At 60.4% G+C, this 14,916-nt stretch carries 16 protein-coding genes; 5 read left to right on the top strand and 11 right to left on the bottom strand.

Features of this window, described 5'->3' with window-relative positions; translation table 11 throughout:
- Positions 1-34: 34 nt before the first annotated feature.
- The 4 genes from NW845_RS06730 to NW845_RS06715 form a co-directional block, all read right to left on the bottom strand.
- On the bottom strand, positions 35-217 hold the full coding sequence (locus NW845_RS06730; RefSeq protein ID WP_414377682.1) for a hypothetical protein: 183 nt from the start codon (positions 215-217) through the stop codon (positions 35-37).
- On the bottom strand, positions 214-402 hold the full coding sequence (locus tag NW845_RS06725; RefSeq protein WP_414333082.1) for a DUF4089 domain-containing protein: 189 nt from the start codon (positions 400-402) through the stop codon (positions 214-216). Before NW845_RS06725 ends, NW845_RS06730 begins: the two co-directional genes overlap by 4 nt.
- A 100-nt stretch (positions 403-502) precedes the next feature.
- Positions 503-1,087 carry a hemerythrin domain-containing protein gene (locus tag NW845_RS06720; protein ID WP_414377680.1) on the bottom strand — a complete coding sequence of 195 codons (585 nt, stop codon included), beginning with the start codon at positions 1,085-1,087 and terminating at the stop codon, positions 503-505.
- A gap of 136 nt (positions 1,088-1,223) precedes the next feature.
- Complete coding sequence (locus NW845_RS06715; protein ID WP_414377678.1) at positions 1,224-2,096, bottom strand: tRNA (5-methylaminomethyl-2-thiouridine)(34)-methyltransferase MnmD; 873 nt, start codon at positions 2,094-2,096, stop codon at positions 1,224-1,226.
- A gap of 136 nt (positions 2,097-2,232) precedes the next feature.
- Here NW845_RS06715 and accD point away from each other — a divergent pair, with 136 nt between their 5' ends.
- From accD to NW845_RS06700, 3 genes are all read left to right on the top strand, one after another.
- Positions 2,233-3,177 (top strand): acetyl-CoA carboxylase, carboxyltransferase subunit beta, encoded by a 945-nt coding sequence (accD, locus tag NW845_RS06710; RefSeq protein WP_414377676.1) that lies wholly within the window; start codon positions 2,233-2,235, stop codon positions 3,175-3,177.
- Positions 3,178-3,467: 290 nt separating this feature from the next.
- Positions 3,468-3,842 (top strand): STAS domain-containing protein, encoded by a 375-nt coding sequence (locus NW845_RS06705; RefSeq protein WP_414377673.1) that lies wholly within the window; start codon positions 3,468-3,470, stop codon positions 3,840-3,842.
- Between the two features lie 77 nt (positions 3,843-3,919).
- Entirely contained in the window at positions 3,920-4,618 is a 699-nt protein-coding gene (locus NW845_RS06700; protein WP_414377671.1) for a class I SAM-dependent methyltransferase, read from the top strand.
- On the opposite strand, the gene NW845_RS06695 is transcribed toward NW845_RS06700, so the two are convergent.
- Positions 4,615-6,804, bottom strand: a complete 2,190-nt coding sequence (locus NW845_RS06695; RefSeq protein ID WP_414377669.1) for an NAD-binding protein — start codon at positions 6,802-6,804, stop codon at positions 4,615-4,617. The two genes, NW845_RS06700 and NW845_RS06695, sit on opposite strands and share 4 nt — an antisense overlap.
- Before the next feature lie 402 nt (positions 6,805-7,206).
- On the opposite strand from NW845_RS06695, the gene NW845_RS06690 reads away from it, so the two are divergent.
- On the top strand, positions 7,207-8,259 hold the full coding sequence (locus tag NW845_RS06690; protein WP_414377666.1) for a Fe(3+) ABC transporter substrate-binding protein: 1,053 nt from the start codon (positions 7,207-7,209) through the stop codon (positions 8,257-8,259).
- A 187-nt stretch (positions 8,260-8,446) separates the two neighbouring features.
- On the top strand, positions 8,447-10,165 hold the full coding sequence (locus NW845_RS06685; RefSeq protein WP_414377663.1) for an ABC transporter permease: 1,719 nt from the start codon (positions 8,447-8,449) through the stop codon (positions 10,163-10,165).
- A gap of 50 nt (positions 10,166-10,215) precedes the next feature.
- On the opposite strand, the gene NW845_RS06680 is transcribed toward NW845_RS06685, so the two are convergent.
- The 6 genes from NW845_RS06680 to atpE form a co-directional block, all read right to left on the bottom strand.
- Positions 10,216-11,160, bottom strand: a complete 945-nt coding sequence (locus tag NW845_RS06680) for a F0F1 ATP synthase subunit gamma (protein ID WP_414365549.1) — start codon at positions 11,158-11,160, stop codon at positions 10,216-10,218.
- A gap of 60 nt (positions 11,161-11,220) precedes the next feature.
- Positions 11,221-12,741 carry a F0F1 ATP synthase subunit alpha gene (gene atpA, locus NW845_RS06675; RefSeq protein WP_414365550.1) on the bottom strand — a complete coding sequence of 507 codons (1,521 nt, stop codon included), beginning with the start codon at positions 12,739-12,741 and terminating at the stop codon, positions 11,221-11,223.
- 61 nt (positions 12,742-12,802) lie between these two features.
- Positions 12,803-13,351: an ATP synthase F1 subunit delta gene (gene atpH / locus NW845_RS06670; RefSeq protein WP_414377661.1), complete on the bottom strand. Its 549-nt coding sequence runs from the start codon at positions 13,349-13,351 to the stop codon at positions 12,803-12,805.
- A 19-nt stretch (positions 13,352-13,370) separates the two neighbouring features.
- Positions 13,371-13,931, bottom strand: coding sequence for a F0F1 ATP synthase subunit B (locus NW845_RS06665; RefSeq protein ID WP_414365564.1), 561 nt, complete (start codon positions 13,929-13,931; stop codon positions 13,371-13,373).
- Positions 13,932-13,966: 35 nt separating this feature from the next.
- A complete protein-coding gene (locus tag NW845_RS06660) occupies positions 13,967-14,440 on the bottom strand; it encodes a F0F1 ATP synthase subunit B' (protein WP_414377659.1) in 474 nt (157 codons plus the stop codon).
- Between the two features lie 87 nt (positions 14,441-14,527).
- Positions 14,528-14,773, bottom strand: a complete 246-nt coding sequence (atpE, locus tag NW845_RS06655; RefSeq protein ID WP_011430931.1) for an ATP synthase F0 subunit C — start codon at positions 14,771-14,773, stop codon at positions 14,528-14,530.
- Positions 14,774-14,916: the final 143 nt, after the last annotated feature.

Genomic DNA, 14,916 nt, shown 5'->3' with positions numbered 1-14,916 from the left:
GTGAAGCGATATATCCAGAATCAGTCAGGAGGCGCTATCCCTCCCCACCGTATAGACGGTGGGGAATCCCGCGCCTTGCGTTGAGCTGGGGATCCCGCTGGCGAATCCGCTCCAGACAGGCGGCCACCACTGCCTGGGCGCTCACGGATCCCTGGCGGACGGCCCTGGCAATCGCGAACCCGTCGGCGCTGCCGAGAAGAGGGGGATCCGGGGTCATGGCTGAGGGTTGAAGGTAGGATCTGGCTCAACCGTCGGTGGCAGCGGAAACTCCAGTACCTGTTGAGCAAGGGGCAAAAAGCGGGCGAAGTTTGCGATCACCCCCGCTCGATGGTCGGGATGCAGGGGCAGTTGCAGCAGTTGGGCCATCGAGTCGACGTAGGTTTCGGGATCCCAGGGTTGCATCGATTCAAGGGGTCGGCTGGGGAAAAGGTACCACAGGCCAGCTTGCCAAAACCAGCAGAAAGTTACCCAAGGCAGAATCCAAAGACAAGACCGTCCTCGGTTAAGGGGTGGCCATCGACGCCGTGCTACCTGGCGGGGGCCAAAGGCGTTCGCGGGGCAAGACAGGGCGAGTCACGGCCTGCCGCTCCCATTCCTCTAAACCGGAGCGACGACCGGCAGCAGAACTGGGGGCACTGGCCTGCAGGCGCTTGCGGAACAGGCGCAACTGCTGTTGCTCGGCGGCGGGAGAAACACGCTGGGCAAAGAGGGGATGCAAGAGCTTCTCTTCCTGCTCAAACTGGGCCCGCAACTGCCGATAAAAGTGAAGGGTAGCAGAGGGATCCAACTGCTGCGGCTCACGCTCCGCCTGGTGCAAAAAGCGGGTCAACTCCGGGATCTGATCCCGCAACTGTTGCTCCAGCCCATTGACCTGGCTGCTGAGCTGGGGATCCGCTGCCAGAGCCGTCCTGAGCAGCGGGTAGAGGACATGGCGCTCCAATTGAATGTGGCGGGAGAGGCGCTGCCGCAACCTTTGCACCCAGAGACGCCGCTGCTCCAGATCCAACTCCGAGGCCCGAGAGAGACGAGCCAAGAACTGCAGGATAACCCGGTGCTGTTCGGCACAAAGGGCAACCAGTGTAGACATAGCAGTTCCCTGGAGAAAAAGCTTTATCTTAGCTTAACTTTGTCAAGAGACAGCAGCGTGCGTAAGGGTACGGGACTGGTGCAGGTGTCTTGGCTACACCCCGACAGCAACCCCGGCAAAAGCTGCCCTCCGGTTGCTAGGCTTGCACAAGCCAGCGGCGTTTCCAGGCGGAAGTGGGCTCAAGGAGTGAAGTTTGCTGTTCCTGCTGGCGCTGCAGCCGAATCTGGGCTCTGTCTCCCTGCAAGGTGGGATCCCGGTAGGGCACAGCGGCGCGGGTTTTCAGGTGCTCCCGCTCCATGGGGGAGAGGGGCGGCAGGTGATCCGGTTGGGGTGAGGCCACCGTGCCCGGCCAAGGGCGACCCACCGGCGGCGTCGAGCCGATAAACAGGCCTGCCTCCAGCAGAGCTGCCCGCACTGCTGCCGCACAGGAATAGGTGGCCAGAATCCCGCCGGGGCGCATTCGCGCCGCCACTGCCCGCAAAAAGTCCACCGTCCACAGCTCTGGGCAAACGGAAGGGGAGAAGGGATCCAAAAACACCGCATCCGCCCATCCCAGCGGCACCTGGAGCAGAGTTTGGCGGGCATCTCCCCACAGCAGCCTTCCGCGCCAGCGCGGCGATTGCCAGGATCCCTCGTTGATAAAGTGTTGCCACTCCTGGCTAAAGCTCCAAGTGGATCCCACCCCCACCTGCCAGGCCTGGCGGGGCACCTGCGGGGAGCGCTCTAGGCCAATGACTTCTACAGGGCAGTCGGGCCGCACCTGCCAGATTGTCTCCAAGGCCAGGCCAGAGTTGTAGCCAAGGCCAAAGCAAATATCCAAAAGACAAATGGGATCCTCCGGATCCCGCTCCAACGGCAGCCGATCCAGCCGGCAAGGGCGGACGAACTTCTCCAGCGCTTCCTGAGCGGCGCCGCTGAGGTTGTGAAAAGCCTGCCCAAACTCCTGGGAGAAAAAGGTCAGGGATCCATCCCCTGTGGTCAACACCTGCCACTGGGTTTCTGCGGTCATGGCTACTGCAAGTTTCTATTTCCAGCTTGGCGATTCTTTGATAGCTTGAGAACGTTAAGATGAGTTTCGCAGCTCACCGGCAGAGCTTGTAGATTCAGCTCTGGCCATCCCTAGCTAGGGGGGTACCTCAGCGGCTATGTCTTTACTGGATTGGTTTGCCGAGCGGCGCAAACAGACTTCTCTCAACTTGACAGGCAGCAGCCCCTTTGACAAAGAGCGGCAAGTGCGAGAGATTGCCGACGGCCTCTGGCAGAAGTGTCCAGCTTGCGACGCTCTCACCTACAGCAAAGATCTGCAGCAGAACTGGCAGGTTTGTCCAAGCTGTGGCTACCACCATCGCATCACAGCCCCGCAGCGGCTGGAGCAGCTTTTGGATCCCGGCTCCTGGCAGCCCCTCGACGAGCACCTGGCCCCCACCGATCCGCTGCACTTTTTCGACCAAAAGCCCTACGCCGAGCGCCTGGCCGCCTACCAGGAGCGCACCCAGCTCAAGGATGCCGTCCTGACCGGGATGGGCACTCTGGAAGGGATCCCGGTGGCGATGGGCGTGATGGATTTTCGCTTTATGGGCGGCAGCATGGGCTCGGTCGTAGGCGAGAAGATTACCCGTCTCACCGAACGCGCCACCTGCGATCACCTACCCCTGATCCTTTTTTCGGCCTCTGGGGGAGCCCGCATGCAGGAAGGGATCCTCAGCCTGATGCAGATGGCCAAAACGGCAGCCGCTCTGCAAAGGCACCGCGAAGCCGGCCAGTTGTTTATCTCCGTGCTTACCCATCCCACCTATGGGGGGGTGACCGCCAGCTTTGCCATGCTGGGAGACTTGATCCTGGCCGAGCCAGGCGCCCAGGTGGGGTTTGCCGGGCCCAATGTTATTGAGCAAACCATCGGCAAGGGCAAGCTTCCCGAAGGCTTCCAGACGGCTGAGTACTTGCTAGCCCACGGGCTCATCGACGCAATTGTGCCGCGAACCGAGCTGCGTAAGCGCTTGGCCCAGTTGCTGGCCATGCACCGACCCCGCTTGCACATGTCCCTTGCCGCGCTCGATTCGACTTACGCCCTCGATCCCGCCAGGATCTGAGACGGGAAGTAAAGGTTGGATCCCTCTGTCTGCAGGCGGAGCAGTTAGCTCCCCTCTCCCAAGGGGAGAGGGGCTGGGGGTGAGGGATTGCTCCCTGGCTGAAGAGGAAGGGAGGGTAGCTGCCTCAACGGCACAGCGCGCCTAGATCCGGCAGACAATCTCAACCAGTGGGAAGTTGCCATGGCAAAGAAGGATACCCTCTCCGTTTGCAGAAGAGGGATTTTCTGCTGAGGGGGTCATAGCAGCAACCGATGGTGCTAAGGTGGGGCATGAGGTCTTGACTGGAAGCAATGGATTTTAAGCTGCGCATCCGTACCGCTGAAACTCCGCAAGGGCAACAACTGGCGATTGTGCCGTTGGAAGGTCGCTTTGACGCCAAGGTCGCTTCCGAAGTGCGGCAGTTGCTGCAGCAGGTTTTGGATTTTGGTTACCACAACCTGTTGATCGACATGTCGGCGGTTACTTTTATGGATAGCTCCGGCCTGGGGGTGCTGATCTCGGCCTTGCGCAAGTGCCGGACTGCCGGCGGCAACCTCAGCCTCTGTTGCGTTCCGGAAAGCGTCGCCCTCGTCCTCAGCCTCACCTCGATGGAGAAGGTCTTGACCTGTTTTGACGACCTGGAGACGGCCATCGCCAACTTCTCCACCGCTTCCTCTGCTCCCTAGGCCGACATTTTGAGTTGCTACGATGCCCTGCCTACACCTCTGACGTTGTCCCCAGGATCTGTTGAGGAGGCTTAGCCATGCCCCAAGCTGGCCTCGATACCTTTCAGCTCCTTTACCAGCACCACCGTGGCCCCAGCTTTTGCGAGCGCATGCTGGCTACTGCTCCTGGCCGCTTCAATGAGACCTTTTGGCAGTTTTGGCAGCAGCATGTTGAGCCCTGCTTACCCGCTGCGCCCTGCCTGCTGGATCTGGGAACGGGGCCGGGGTATGTCCTCCGGCAGTGGGCCCAGCGCTACCCCGGCGGACATTTCATTGGCGTAGATCTAATGCCCTACATGTTGGAGCGGGCAGCGGCAGACTTGAAAGGCGTCCCTGGCCTTCAACTGCTGCAGGCCGATCTCCACGATCCCCATTTGCCCCTGCCAGATTGCAGCGTTGACGCGGCTCAGGCGGTGGTGGTGATCCACGAGATGGTGCAGCCGGTGCGCCTGTTGCAAGCGGTGCGGCGTCTGCTCAAGCCAGGGGGGCGGTTTTTGCTGGTGGACTGGGTGCGCGCCCCACTTAGCCTCTATTTCGATGCGGCCACAGAAGCCCAACTGTTTCAGATGGAAACATCCCTAGACACCTTGGTGGATCAGTTTACCCACTTCTACGAGCACAACCGCTTCAGCGCTGAGGACTTGGCCTGGCTGTTGGAGAAGGTTGGCTTGAGCGTGGTGGCGCAAGAGCTCTACGGGCAAAATCGCTTTGTGCGCCTTGTGGCGGAAAAGCCCTAGAGGACTTCAGGGATCCGCTGCTCGGCCTGCACCTGGGCAAACACCTGCACCTCGGTGCTCATTTTGCGCAGTTGGCGGGCCAACTTAATGGCCTTGTCGCGGGGGAGAGGGGGGCTCACCACCGCCGGCAGGCAGCGCAACAGCGGCTTCAGGGCCGTCTTGGGCAGCCGCGCATAAAACGCCAAGGTGGAGAGGATCTCGTCTTCAAAGTAGGGGTTGCGGTATTCCAAAAGCCGCACTTGATAGAGTTCCGGCGGCAGAGGGCGTCCCTGGGCCAGGCGAATCAGGGATCCCACCGTCCCCATCACGTATAGACGATCCCCCCGCTTCAACAGGGTCTCGCCCTCTTTCTGCCAGATCTTGGGAAAAACACAGGGCCGGCCCGGTCGGGAGTGATGCAGCAAGATCGCCAGGTCGTAATCCTGGGCCAGTTGCCGTAGGGATAGCCCCAGGTAAGGGTCATGGGCCGAGACCTCCAGCAGCGTCACCAGCAGCGTTTCCCCGTCCCAAGTCAAGGTGCCGTAAACGGATCCCACCAACGCTGCCGTAGCAAAAGCCCGCGCCCCCAGGGCCGTGGTGCTGTAGCTGGTTCCCAGCGTCTGCAGATGCCGCTGCATCCGCGCCGCCAGCTCAGGATCCGTGACCCGCAAAATGGTGCGGATCCCAGGTTGCAGGCTGTGGGCGGTCAGGGCGGTCTCGAGGTTGGTGAGATCGTCAGGCGTCGTGCAGATCAAAGAGCGGCTGCTTTGGATGCGAGCCTGTTGCAGCGTGCTGGCCAAGGCGTAGTTGCCCCGGATCACCACCGCCCCCTCCCGTTCCGTCGCCGCCAGCAGGGGATTGTCGCTGTCGGGCTCCACAACCACCACCTCATAGCCCATTTGCCGCAACAACTGTAGCACCAAGTAGCTCAGCCGTCCCAACCCCGCGATCACCACGTGATCCGCTTTGGGCATACGGGCGGCCTGGCCCAAGCCAAAGCGGCTGCTCACCAACTTGTCGGTCACCAATCCGTAGATCAACCCCACTAGGGCAGCCCCCACCAAGGTCATGACCACCGCCACCACCTTCACCCCTAGAGGGGTCTCCGCCTGCTGAAAAGCCTCGATGTCCCCATACCCCCCCGTCAACACCACGATGGTCAGCAACAGCCCGTCAACCACGGATTTACCGATAGCTCTAAAGTTAAGGATCCCCAGCACCAGCATGGCTCCCAAGGTGAAGGTGAGGGTGCGCACGATGGGCTTGACCTGCAGCAGTCCCTGCAGGCTTCTGCGCAGCCAAGATAGGAGCTGCCTGAACGAGTTACCTCGCTGTTGTTGTCGTTTGTCTTGCACCTGTCCGCTGGCCCAGCGTTGTGCCCGCGAAGAGCCGCGCCGCCCGTTGCGCTCCAACAGGTGCAGATAGGATCTGGGGTCGCAGATCACCAAAATGCGATCCCCCTCCAGCAGCTCTGCCTCGTGGTCGAAATCGTCGAAAACCCGAGACTCGGAAAAGTCGGACAGCCCGCCCACCGGGTAGTGAAACAGCACCCGCGCCCGAAAGGTTTCCTCCAGTTCCGAGAGGGGCATGTGCAGCAGACGGGAGTTGTAGCCGATGGTCAGCTCCACCACGTTCCAGAGGGTGGTCTCTTGGGGAGCGCCAAAATAAAGCGGATTCGCCAGCTCCGGCGGCAGCGTGGCCGGCTGAGCCTCTAACTGGGGCAACTCGAAGTAGCCGACAAATTCGTCCGAGACAGCTTTCAGAGCAAAGGCCGGCGCAGCCAAGGCAGCCACCGACAGGGAAAAATGCTGCGGCAAAATCGAGTCCAGGTAGCGGGCAAGGCCGGTGTTAAACAGACGAGAGACAATGCGCACCTGCGGGTTGAGATCCCGAATCAAGAGAGCCAGCTCGAAGTTGGCTTGGTCGTTGTCCTCCACAAGCAATGCCACCTTGATCTGCTCGATCCCAGCCCGGCGCAACACCTCCGGCTGATGGGGATCCCCCTCTAGGTATTGCCACTGCTCTTTTAATAAAGAAGGCCGCGGGCCGGGAGCCACCACCACCGCGCGCTGTCCAAAGTCTTCCAGAATCTGCAGCGTCAACGCTGCCAAGTCGTTGTAGCCACAGACCAGGATGAAAACACCCGGATCCCGGCCATTGTCCTGCAGTTGCTCATCCAGCCATTGATGAGAAAGGGATCCCACCATACTCCACTACCTACCCTGCTCCCTTTATACCCAAGGCAGGTCTAGAACCCCGCCCTACCCAAAATATTCCGGTAAGGGATCCCCTTGCCCGGCCAGCCGCGATGAGAAGCGACCTTGGCTCTTGTTTCCAGCGAGAGTTGGCGGATCTTGGGCCAAACGGTTCAAAGATGAGAACGACTCCCAACAGCTTGACTCGGTACTTAGGATCCTCTATCATTGCCCCAGCGCCAAGTTCTTGAGTAAAAATCTCAATAAGCTTGGCCTAGAGAAGGGTCAAAAGGCCGGCATTTGAGGGAACTGCCCTGATTTCAGGGAGGGGGTTTTCAAGTGCTTTCTCGGGTAAAGGCATTGCTGACTGGGTCAATGCAGCAGCCTTTCTTGAAATGTTTTTGAGTTTAGGAGTTGGGTATGCGCTTATCGCGACGGCAATTGGTCAGCGGAGCCGCGCTGGGCTCTGTAGCCTTGGCGGCAGGCTTGCTGGGGCGTCCGGCCCGCGGTGCCAACCGGGAGGTGAACCTCTACACCTCTCGGCACTACAGCACTGATGAGAAATTGTACGAACTTTTCAAACAGAAAACGGGCATTACCGTCAATTGGGTGCAGGGCAACGCCGATGAGATTGCCCAACGTATCCGCAGCGAGGGAGCCAACAGCCCTGCTGATATCTTCATGACGGTGGATGTGGCCCGGCTGTGGCGCGCCCAGAACGAAGGCCTGTTTCAGCCCATCCAGTCCGAGACGCTCTCTAAGAACATCCCGGAATCGCTGCGGGATCCGGAAGGCTACTGGTTTGGCCTAACCAAGCGGGCGCGGGTGATCATGTACAACAAAGACAAGGTGGATCCCAAGGAGCTCTCCACCTACGAAGATCTGGCCAACCCCAAGTGGCGGGGCAAGGTGCTCACCCGCTCCTCCAGCAATGTGTACAGCCAATCGCTGACGGCTTCCATCATCTTGGCGCACGGGATCCCAGAAACCGAACAGTGGGCCCGCGGCTTGGTGGCCAACTTTGCCCGCCCGCCGGAAGGGGGAGACATTGATCAAATCAAAGCCGTGGCTGCTGGCGTGGGGGATGTGGCCCTAGCCAACACCTACTACCTGGCGCGTTTGATCAAATCCGACAATCCCGAAGATCGCGCCGTAGCGGAGAAAATCGGCGTCTTCTTTCCCAACCAACAGGATCGCGGCACCCACGTCAACATCAGCGGCGCCGGAATTTTGAAAACAGCTCCCAACAAAGAGGCCGCCATCCAGTTTCTGGAGTTCCTCTCCGGCCCAGAGGCGCAGGCCATCTTTGCCCAGAGCAACAACGAATACCCGGTGCTGCCGGGGGCGGAGATCGACTCGGTGGTGGCCAGCCTTGGCACCTTCAAGGAAGACACGATCAACGCCGCCAGCATTGGCCGCGTTACCCCCGATGCCCTGAAAGTGATGGATCGGGCCGGTTGGCGATGAAAAGCGCCGGGGCTGCCAAGAGCTTTCTTCTTGGCTCCCCGGTTGCAGCCCCAAAGCAGGATCAAGTCCCAAGTTTGAGTCTTGAGACTTGGCTTCTTTGTTTTTTCCTAAGATTTGCCTGACAATTGGGAAACAGTACGGTGAAGAAAAAGTTTTTGCCAGCTCTCAGGGATTTCAGCTGCAATTGATGGAAAAGTTAGCTTGGCTAAGTCTGGGTAAACACTTTGACCATTCTCTCAAGAGAGCTTGGACGCGCTGGTTCAGCGGTTGGACGTTGCTGACCTTAGCCCTGACGGGCTTAATTTTGATTCCCACTCTGACGGTTCTCCTCAGCCTTTTTGCTGATGAGCGGCAGGTTTGGGAGCACTTGACCGACACGGTCTTGGGGCTGTACGTGCGCAACAGCCTGCTGATGATGGTGGGGGTGGCGCTGGGAGTCATCCTGGTGGGCAGCGGCACTGCCTGGCTGGTGACAATGTGCGAATTCTGGGGGCGGGCCTGGCTAGAGTGGATGCTGGTGTTGCCCCTGGCGACTCCTACTTATGTGTTGGCCTACGCTTACACTGACTTTTTGCAAGTAACCGGCGGCTTCCAGACCTGGCTGCGGCGGGTTACCGGCTGGGGGATCGGCGACTACTGGTTCCCCAACATTCGCTCCTTGTGGGGGGCGATCCTGCTGCTCGTCCTCACTCTCTACCCCTATGTGTATCTCTCGGCACGGCTGGCCTTCCAGGAACAGTCGGTGGCCTGTTTGGAGGTGAGCCGCTCCTTGGGCTACGGACCCTGGGCCAGCTTTTTCCGGGTGGCCTTGCCCTTGGCCCGGCCGGGGATCGTGGCCGGCTGTCTGCTGGCTTTGATGGAGACCCTGAACGATTTCGGCACCGTCAGCTATTTTGGGGTCGATACCTTTACTACCGGCATCTACCGCACCTGGACAGCTCTGGGCAATCCTGTGGCAGCAGCTCAGCTTTCAGCGCTGCTTTTGCTGTTGGTGTTGCTACTGATGGCCCTGGAGCAGTTTTCCCGCCGGCGGGCGCGCTACTATCGCCAAGGATTCAAGCCAAACCCAAGTCGTTATCCCTTGCACGGGATCCGGGGGGTGGGAGCGTGGCTGGCCTGTGGGATCCCGATTGGGCTGGGCTTCGTTATCCCTGCCCTGATCCTGCTCCATATGACCCTGCGCCAGGGGGAGTTGGGCCGCCGCTTTTGGAGCTACGCCCAGAACAGCTTCCTCCTGGCCACGCTCACAGCAGTGATTGCCGTTTCGGTGGCGGTGGTGGTGCTGTACGGTTTGCGGCTACAGCGGGCCTGGGGCCTGCGGCTGGCGGTGCGGCTATCTTCCCTGGGCTACGCGCTACCGGGCGTGGTGATTGCAGTAGGAGTTCTGATTCCCCTGGGGCAACTGGATCAACTGCTGAGCTACTTGCGGCAGGCGCTCTTTCAACAGCCGCCCGGTCTGGTAATCAGCGGCACTATTTTAGCGTTGGTGTTTGGCTATCTGGTGCGCTTTTTGGCGGTGGCTCTGTCCACCGTCGAGGCGACGCTAGCGCGCATTCCTCCCAGTCTGGATGAGGCAGCCCGCAGCTTGGGGCAGGGATCCCTGGGCACCCTGTGGCGGGTGCACCTGCCCCTGATGGGAGGCGGGATCCTGGGAGCGATGCTGCTGGTGTTTGTAGATGTGATGAAGGAGCTGCCGGCCACGATGGTGTTGCGGCCCTTTAACTTGGATACCTTGGCCGTCCACACCTACCGCATGGCTGCCGACGAACGCCTGGCCGAGGCCGGCGCCCCCGCCTTGGCGATTGTCCTGGTGGGGATTTTGCCGGTGATCCTGCTCAACGCCCAGATAGCCCAGCGACGCAATCTAGGCTCCTCAAATAAAACGTCTCCCTACGTCCTTCCCTAACTCCCCTCTCCCAGAGGGAGAGGGGTTGGGGGTGAGGGTGGGAGAGAAGTTCATAGGGCCTCAGCTCCGGCAACTACCTCCAGGATCTCCTGCGTGATAGCCGCCTGCCGAGCTTTGTTGTAGGCAAGGCCCAGTGTGCGGATGAGTTCGCTGGCGTTGTCGCTGGCATTGTTCATGGCCGTCATGCGGGCCGCCAACTCGCTGGCCGCTGCTTCCTGCAAAGCCCGCAACAACTGGTTGTTCAAGTACAGCGGCAGCAGCGCGTCCAAAATCTGCACCGGATCCTGCTCGAAGATCATGTCTGGCGGCGGGGCTGAGACAGGAGCAACGATCTTGCTGCGCTCGACCGTGAACTCTCCCCCCCGCACCAGCAGGTTAAAAATCTCGTCGTCGCGGGCAGCCAGGCGCGTGGGATCCAGAGGTAGCAGCGATTGCACCACCGGACGGGAGCTGATCAGCGAGACAAAGCGGGTGTAGATCAGCTCCACCTTGTCTACTTTCTCGGACAGGAAAGCGGAGAGGAGCTGATCCCCTATTTGCGCAGCTTCCGCCGCCGTAGGAATCTGCGACAAGTTCACGTAGGTCTTGGCAATGGGAGCGGAGCGGCGCTGAAAATACTGCACCACCTTGCGGCCCACCAGGTAAAGCTGCACCTGCAGCCCCGTCTGCTGCAGCTCGCGCACCCGCTCCTCGGTACGCTTGATAACGTTGGCATTGTAAGCACCGCACAGGCCCCGATCCCCAGCCACCACCAACAGGCCCACCGTTTCAATGGGCCGCTGCTTCAGCAGAGGCAACTCGACATTTTCCAGCCGCAACCGCGTTTGCAGCCGATAGAAAACCTGGGCTAGGCGGTCGGCAAAGGGACGGGTGGCCATCACCTGCTCCTGGGCCCGTCGCACCCGCGCTGCCGCCACCAGGCGCATGGCCTCTGTAATCTTGCGGGTATTTTTCACCGCCTTGATGCGATCGCGAATCCGCTTTAGGTTTGCCATAACCGATCCCCTCTGCTGTGGTTACTGGATGGGGATCCCCAAAGCAGGGATCCCCGGCAACTAAGCCGCCTTGGCCAGGAAGCTCTGTTTGAACTCCGTGATGGCGGTTTTCAAGATCTCTTCCGCCTCTTCAGTGAGTTGCTTGGTGGAGAGGACGATCTCGCCATACTTGGGATGGGTGGTGCCCAAGTAGGACAGCAGGCCCTGCTTGAAGCTGGAGACTTTCTCCACCGGAATGTCGTCCAAATACCCCCGCGTCCCGGCGTAGATAATCGCCACCTGCTGATCCAAAGACAGGGGCGAATATTGCGGCTGCTTGAGGATCTCCTGCAGCCGTTGGCCGCGGGCCAATTGCTTCTGGGTGGCCTCGTCCAGATCAGAGGCAAATTGGGCAAAGGCTTCCAGATCCCGATATTGCGCCAGTTCCACCTTGATCGAGCCGGCCACTTTCTTCATCGCCTTGGTCTGGGCCGCCGAGCCGACGCGGCTGACAGAGATGCCAACGTTGATGGCGGGGCGAATACCGGCGTTGAACAGATCCGACTCCAAGAAGATCTGCCCATCGGTGATGGAGATAACGTTGGTGGGAATATAGGCCGACACGTCGTTGGCCTGGGTTTCCACAATCGGCAGCGCCGTCATGGATCCCTCGCCCAGCCGGCTGTTCAGCTTGGCCGCCCGCTCCAGCAACCGCGAGTGCAGATAGAATACATCCCCTGGGTAGGCTTCCCGACCGGGCGGACGCCGCAACAGCAGCGACATCTGCCGGTAGGCCACCGCCTGCTTGGAGAGGTCGTCGTAGACCACCAAAGTGTGCTTACCCTGGTACATAAAGTACTCGGCAATGGTGGCGCCACAATAGGGGGCCAACCACTGCAGCGGGGCCGGGCTGTCAGCGCCGGCAGCCACCACAATGCTGTAGTCCATTGCCCCTCGCTCAGTTAGAACGCCCACCACCTGGGCGATGGTGCTCTGCTTCTGGCCAATGGCTACGTAGATGCAGATCACATCCTGCCCTTTCTGGTTCAGGATCGTGTCCACGGCAACGGTGGTCTTGCCGGTTTGGCGGTCGCCGATGATCAGCTCCCGCTGCCCCCGCCCGATGGGGATTAGAGCGTCAATGGCGGTGATGCCGGTTTGCAGGGGCTCGTACACGGAGCGGCGATCGATAATGCCGGGGGCCGGGGACTCAATGAGGCGCGTCTCGGTGCAGTGAATCGGCCCTTTGCCGTCGATGGGGTTGCACAGGGGATCCACCACGCGGCCCAGCAGGGCTTCGCCCACCGGGATGCTGGCAATTCTGCCCGTGGCTTTGACGGTGGATCCCTCTTGGATGTTGCGCCCGGAGCCAATCAGCACCGCGCCGACGTTGTCTTCCTCCAGGTTGAGGGCAATGCCCACAGTGCCATCTTCGAACTCCAGCAGCTCGCTGGCCATCACCTTCTCCAGGCCGTAGATGCGGGCAATGCCGTCTCCCACCTGCAGGACGGTACCGACATTGGAGATCTGCATCTCCTGGTTATACTGTTCGATCTGCTGCTTGATGATGGTACTGATCTCGTCTGGGCGAATCGTAGGCATAGCAGTCCTCTCAACGGAATAGGAAGGGATCCAAAATTATTAAGGAAAACGCTGGGCCAATTTAGGCCAACTGCAGCGCCAGCCGACGCAACTGGCCGCGCAAGCTGAGGTCGATCACCTGGGAGCCGATCTTGATGATCACCCCACCCAGCAGTGTGGGATCTTGGGCAATCTGGAGCTCCACACCCCTGGCCTGCGTGAAGTCTCTTACCCGCTCGCGAATCGACTGCTGTTGCGCTTCCGTCAGGGGTACCGCCGTGGTCACCTCGGCCAGGACGATATTTTGGAGCTTCCGCTGCAGCTCCAAGAACCGCCGGCAGACGGCCTCGAGGAACATGATACGGCGACGGTCGCTCAACAGCTTAAGAGCATTCAGCAGCAGGGGGTGGATCTGGTCGGCAAACACCTGCTGCAGCAGGTTTTTCTTGACTTCCGCCTTGATCAGGGGGCTGGCGAGGAATTGGCCCAGCTCCGGCGTGGCCTGCAGAACCGCGGCCATGAAACGGATGTCGGCCTCAAAGGTATCCATTAGCCCCTGAGCAGAGGCAAGAGAAACCAGGGCTTCGGCGTAGGGATCGACCACCTTGGCGGCCATGGTGCGGCTGATCATGCTTTTCCCTTCCTCCTCCTTAGCGGGCAATCATCTGGATCCCTTGTTCAATCAGGCGCTGGTGAACCTGCTCGTTGAGGTGCTGCGGCAGCTCCTGCTCCACCTTGCGCAGGGCTTGGCGCACGATCTGGCGGCGCAGCTCCTGGACAATTTGCTCTTGTTCGGCAGAGAGGTCCCTTTCGGCGTTGGCGCGCAGCCGCTCGATCTCCCGCTCCGCCTGCTGCAACAGCTCCTGCCGGCGGGCTTCCGCGTTGGCCTCCGCCTGTTTGCGAATGCGCTCCGCCTCCTGCTGAGCCTGCGCCAGCTTTTGTTGTTCCTCCGCCAGCCTCTCGATCGCCTCCTGCTTGCGCTGCTCCGCCTGGCGCAGCTCCTCGAGGATACCTTCTCGCCGCTTGGCCAGAGCTTCCCCCACCACCCGGCGCCCCAAAATGTACAGCAAGGTGAGGATAATGGCGATGTTGATTAAGTTGCTTTCCAGAATCGCATCCAGGATCCCCTTTTCTGCAGAACCCTCAGTGGCTTCCGTAACCGGCTCGGCCACGGCCAAAAGCCAAGCGGGCACCAGGCTCCACACCAGCATCACGCGCTACTCCCAAGGAATGTTCAACCGGCTACTTAACGGGCGCTGCCCAACAGCTTCTCGGTGATCTGGGCAGCAATGGTATCTACTTGCTGCTGCAATTGTTGGAGGGCCGCCTGTTTCTCTTGCTCGATCTGCAGCCGCGCCGCTTCCAACTTGGCTTGCATCTCCGCCTGTGCCGCCGCTAGCTTCTCCGCACGGATGCGGGCTGCAGCCGCTTCCGCCTCGGCGATCACCTGCTGCGCCTGTAGGCGGGCCTTGCCGATCTCAGCCTCGTACTGGCGGGTCAGAGCCATCGCCTTGTCCAACCGCTCCTGGGCCTCCGCATGGGTGGCGCGGATGTAGTCGTTGCGGCTGTCGATGACCCGAGTAACCGGCTCGTAAAAGAGGGAGTTGAGCACGGCCACCAGCAGCAAAAATTGGACGGCAATGATGGGCAAGGTGGCATCCAGATCGAAGAGGCCATTTTTCTCAGCCACTTCGACGGCCAACAGGGTTGAACAGATCATGGGCTCCACCACCAGAAACGGGATCTGAGATCGAGCAAGAAAGGGGGCAAGACCCCAGCTCTCGGCCTGGGCCGCCCCCAGAAGGCATTAAGCGAAGGGGTTGGCGAACAAGAGCACCAGCGCCACCACCAGGCCATAAATGGTCAGCGCTTCCATGAAGGCCAGGCTAACCAACAGGTTGCCGCGGATTTTGTCTTCTGCTTCCGGCTGACGGGCCAGCCCTTCCATAGCGGCGGCGGCAGCATTCCCCTGGCCCAGCCCCGGGCCCAGGGATCCCAGGCCAATCGCCAGAGCAGCAGACAACACAGAAGCAGCAGAGGTTAACGGATCCATAGTGAGATGCTCCTTGTCAGTACAAAACAAATTGTTGGCAACAGCGCCTTTTGACTTTGAGGTGATCTGGCCTGAGTAGCCGAACCGATCGCCTCTTTGTCGGTGGCCTCTCGGCCCCAACAAACCTTACCAGAGAAGGGATC

The sequence above is a fragment of the Synechococcus sp. H60.2 genome, from assembly GCF_047462315.1.
GTDB lineage: Bacteria > Cyanobacteriota > Cyanobacteriia > Thermostichales > Thermostichaceae > Thermostichus.
The sequence above is the reverse complement of the archived record's forward strand: the minus strand, read 5'-3'. Positions and strand labels throughout refer to the sequence as shown.

Excerpts from the sequence above, each read along its gene's own strand:
- NW845_RS06730 (WP_414377682.1), bottom strand. The coding sequence starts at position 217 with ATGACCCCGGATCCCCCTCTTCTCGGCAGCGCCGACGGGTTCGCGATT.
- NW845_RS06725 (WP_414333082.1), bottom strand. The coding sequence starts at position 402 with ATGCAACCCTGGGATCCCGAAACCTACGTCGACTCGATGGCCCAACTG.
- NW845_RS06720 (WP_414377680.1), bottom strand. The coding sequence starts at position 1,087 with ATGTCTACACTGGTTGCCCTTTGTGCCGAACAGCACCGGGTTATCCTG.
- NW845_RS06715 (WP_414377678.1), bottom strand. The coding sequence starts at position 2,096 with ATGACCGCAGAAACCCAGTGGCAGGTGTTGACCACAGGGGATGGATCC.
- accD (WP_414377676.1), top strand. The coding sequence starts at position 2,233 with ATGTCTTTACTGGATTGGTTTGCCGAGCGGCGCAAACAGACTTCTCTC.
- NW845_RS06705 (WP_414377673.1), top strand. The coding sequence starts at position 3,468 with ATGGATTTTAAGCTGCGCATCCGTACCGCTGAAACTCCGCAAGGGCAA.
- NW845_RS06700 (WP_414377671.1), top strand. The coding sequence starts at position 3,920 with ATGCCCCAAGCTGGCCTCGATACCTTTCAGCTCCTTTACCAGCACCAC.
- NW845_RS06695 (WP_414377669.1), bottom strand. The coding sequence starts at position 6,804 with ATGGTGGGATCCCTTTCTCATCAATGGCTGGATGAGCAACTGCAGGAC.
- NW845_RS06685 (WP_414377663.1), top strand. The coding sequence starts at position 8,447 with ATGGAAAAGTTAGCTTGGCTAAGTCTGGGTAAACACTTTGACCATTCT.
- NW845_RS06680 (WP_414365549.1), bottom strand. The coding sequence starts at position 11,160 with ATGGCAAACCTAAAGCGGATTCGCGATCGCATCAAGGCGGTGAAAAAT.
- atpA (WP_414365550.1), bottom strand. The coding sequence starts at position 12,741 with ATGCCTACGATTCGCCCAGACGAGATCAGTACCATCATCAAGCAGCAG.
- atpH (WP_414377661.1), bottom strand. The coding sequence starts at position 13,351 with ATGATCAGCCGCACCATGGCCGCCAAGGTGGTCGATCCCTACGCCGAA.
- NW845_RS06665 (WP_414365564.1), bottom strand. The coding sequence starts at position 13,931 with ATGCTGGTGTGGAGCCTGGTGCCCGCTTGGCTTTTGGCCGTGGCCGAG.
- NW845_RS06660 (WP_414377659.1), bottom strand. The coding sequence starts at position 14,440 with ATGATCTGTTCAACCCTGTTGGCCGTCGAAGTGGCTGAGAAAAATGGC.
- atpE (WP_011430931.1), bottom strand. The coding sequence starts at position 14,773 with ATGGATCCGTTAACCTCTGCTGCTTCTGTGTTGTCTGCTGCTCTGGCG.